This window comes from bacterium (assembly GCA_023228325.1).
Classification (GTDB): domain Bacteria; phylum Auribacterota; class UBA6266; order UBA6266; family UBA6266; genus UBA6266.
On sequence record JALOBK010000032.1, the window covers coordinates 1 to 3480 of the forward strand.

A 3480-nucleotide genomic window follows, 5' to 3' on the forward strand; every position below is an offset into this window, starting at 1 on the left:
GGAAAGCCGTGTCAGCATCTCCTTGGAGATGCGGATATCTTCGTTATAGTCGCTTGCGGCAACCCAAAGCCTGATAATATCCGCCCCGTAGTCCTTGATGATATCCTGAGGAGGGATTACATTCCCCGTAGACTTAGACATTTTCCTTCCCTGGCCATCCACAACATGTCCGTGGGTCAATACGCTTTTAAAAGGCGAACTCCCATCAATGCACATGGACGGGATCAACGAAGACTGGAACCAGCCGCGGTGCTGGTCAGAGCCTTCGAGGTATAACTCGCAAGGCACTCCGCCTAATTCCCCGCGCTTCTTAAGCACTGCCTGAGAGCTTACCCCGGAGTCAAACCAGACATCAAGGATATCCGTTCCTTTAGCAAACTCGCCTGCGCCGCAGGGACATTTTAACCCCGCGGGGATAAAATCTTCAGCCTCCCGGATAAACCAGCAATCCGTTCCTTCATTAGCGGTAAATTCCCTGTATTTTTCAATAACTCCGGGATCCAGGAATTCATTATTACATTTTTTGCAAATCAAAGAAGGAATGGGGACTCCCCAGTATCTCTGGCGGGAGAGGCACCAATCCGGGCGCAATTCAACCATGCTGGCTATTCTCTCCCTGCCTGCTTCAGGAATAAAATTTATTTTATCTTTTATCTCAGCCAGGGCCTTTTTACGTAAATCATTATGGTCAATCTTCAGGAACCACTGGTTAGTTGCCCGGAATATAATAGGGTTCTTGCAGCGCCAGCACAAAGGATAGGAATGCGTTATTTTATCGGACAATAATAATAACCCTGAAGATTGCAATTTCTCAAGTATCGCCTTATTAGCATCAAAAACATTCATCCCTTGGAATTCAGCGGCGCTGGAATCAAAATTTCCCTTAGGATCAACCGGCATAACTGTTTCCAGCTTGTATCTTAAGCCGGTCAGGAAATCATCCATCCCGTGGCCCGGGGCCGTATGCACCAATCCGCTTCCGTCTTCAGCCGAAACATAATTCGCTAAGACAACCTTCCCTTTACGTAAACCGAGGGGATGTTCATAAGCCAGGCCTTCCAGGTCCCGGCCTTTAAATTCCCGGAGCACTTCGTATTTTTCAACCCCCAGAGAAGACAAAACCTGCATCCTTACATTGGCGATGATGATATTGCCTCTATTTGTCTTAAGATACGAATAGGCAAAATCTGGATGCACCGCTACAGCGACATTGGCAATCAGCGTCCAGGGGGTAGTAGTCCAAATGATTAAATAACTATCCTCCGGAAAATCCTTGCTGCTATCCAGCCTGAATTTAACGAAAACCGAAGGCGATGCATGGTCTTCATATTCTACTTCTGCTTCAGCGAGGGCGGTTTCGCACCTGAAACACCAGTTAACCGGTTTTAACCCCCGATAGATATAGCCTTTACGAACCAAGTCCAGGAAAGAACCAACGATAGCTTCTTCGTATTCGCGGTTTAAGGTTAAATATGGATTATCCCAATCGCCGAAGACGCCTAAACGCTGGAATTCCTCTTTTTGTATATTTACATATTTCGTGGCGTAATCATGGGCTTTTTTACGGAACTCCACCTGATTGATCTGATACTTATTCATCTTCAGTTCTTTAAAAAGCGCATGCTCCACCGGCAGCCCATGACAGTCCCAACCCGGGACATAAGGAGAACTAAAGCCCTGCATGGTCTTATATTTAACGATGATATCCTTGAGTATCTTATTCAGGGCATGGCCGATATGGATATTGCCGTTAGCGTAAGGCGGGCCGTCATGTAAAACGTATTTAGGCGAGTCTTTCGCTTTTTCGCGGATAAGGCGGTAAATATCCTGGGATTGCCAGGCCTCCAGAAACAGCGGCTCCCTTTTGGGAAGGTCCGCTTTCATGGCAAATTTTGTCTGCGGTAAGTTTAAGGTAGCTTTATAATCCATTTTATTATTTCAGGTATTTCCCGATGATAATCCCGAGGTCTTTCTTGGTTTTGGCTGGAATGAGCTTCTTGTCCGTAACCATCGCGTATTTAAGCGCGTCAGAGCAGCCGCAGGAACAACGGCCAGGAATATTTCTTATTACTGAACTTAAGATTTTCTTGGAACTCTCAATATTCTTATTCAAGTTACCGATGATCATTTCGATGGTCACGGATTCATGCTGCGGGTGCCAGCAGTCATAATCGGTGATCGCGGCCAGAGTCGCATAGCAGATCTCAGCTTCCCGGGCAAGCTTGGCCTCGGCCATATTCGTCATACCGATAATATCCATGCCCCAGCTGCGGTAAAGATTTGATTCCGCCAAGGTGGAAAATGCCGGGCCTTCCATGTTGATATAAGTCCCTTTAGGATGAATACTGATTTTTAAATCTTTTCCGGAATCATAGATCAGCTGGCTTAAGCAGGAACAGACCGGATGCGAAAATTCGATATGCGCCACTATTCCCCTGGTAAAAAAAGACATCTCCCGTCCGTAATTTGTCCTGTCTACGAACTGGTCCACAACTACGAAATCCAACGGCTTAAGTTCTTCTTTTAAGGAACCGCAGGCGCTTACTGAAATGATCCTTCCTACGCCCAGCTTTTTCATTCCGAAAATATTCGCGCGGTAATTTATGCACCCGGGCGAAATGCGGTGCCCGATGCCGTGGCGGGGGAGAAAAACAACCTCCTTACCCTCTAATTCACCGAGAATAAATTTATCGGACGGTTTTCCAAAAGGCGTATTAACTGCAACTTTCCTTACATTTTTGATTCCTTCTATCTTATATAATCCGCTGCCGCCGATAATTCCTATTTTAGGCATATTTATAATCTCCTGGCTAATTCTTCGGCTCTTTTTTGCGCTGCCTGCGCTGCTTCTTCCCAGGAGCCGCCTTTGGTTATGACCTCTAAAGCTACTTCGGTAGTGCCGCCTTTGGAAGTAACCTGTTTTCTTAATTCCTGCGCCGGTAATTTTGTCTTATGCAGCAAGCTGATCGCGGCATTCGTCGTGTTCGCCGCCAGAAATGCCGCGTCTTCCGTGGAAAAACCTAACCCCTCAGCCGCCTTCTCCAGCCTGCGCATCATATCATGCCGGGCATGCTCGGGTATATTCTCGGGATCCAGCGTGCTGTTCTCAATAAAGTGAAATACGTAGGCCGGCCCGCTTCCGGAGATCGCCGTTGCCGCGTTCATCATCGCTTCATCTATGACCCTGACTGCGCCCAGATAATAGAATAATTCCTGCGCCAACCCCAGGTCGTCATCAGTAGCCAGCGCGCCCTTACACAAACAGGTAACTGACTCGGCTACTTTTGCGCCGATATTCGGCATTACCCGGATAACTCTTGCTTCGCCGAAAATCTTCTCAATGTGGCTCGTGCTTATGCCGGCAGCGATAGAAATGATCAATTTATTGGCGGTTGAGCCCTTGATCTCTTTTAAGATATGATTAAAATCCTGCGGCTTGACTGCCAGGATGATAACTTCAACCTGAGAAGCCAGGTCCCG

Annotated in this window: 3 protein-coding genes; all 3 read right to left on the bottom strand. The window is 47.2% G+C overall.

Going from position 1 to position 3480, the window contains the following annotated elements; all coding sequences use genetic code 11:
* Positions 1-1929 (bottom strand): isoleucine--tRNA ligase (gene ileS, locus M0R36_11315; protein ID MCK9556379.1); only part of this gene is annotated, 1929 nt, incomplete at its 3' end.
* Positions 1930-1933: 4 nt separating this feature from the next.
* The gene (gene mtnP / locus M0R36_11320) at positions 1934-2794 is read right to left on the bottom strand and encodes an S-methyl-5'-thioadenosine phosphorylase (GenBank protein ID MCK9556380.1); all 861 of its coding nucleotides are present in this window, start codon (positions 2792-2794) and stop codon (positions 1934-1936) included.
* A 2-nt stretch (positions 2795-2796) separates the two neighbouring features.
* On the bottom strand, positions 2797-3480 hold a 684-nt coding region (locus tag M0R36_11325), incomplete at its 5' end, for a pyrroline-5-carboxylate reductase (GenBank protein MCK9556381.1).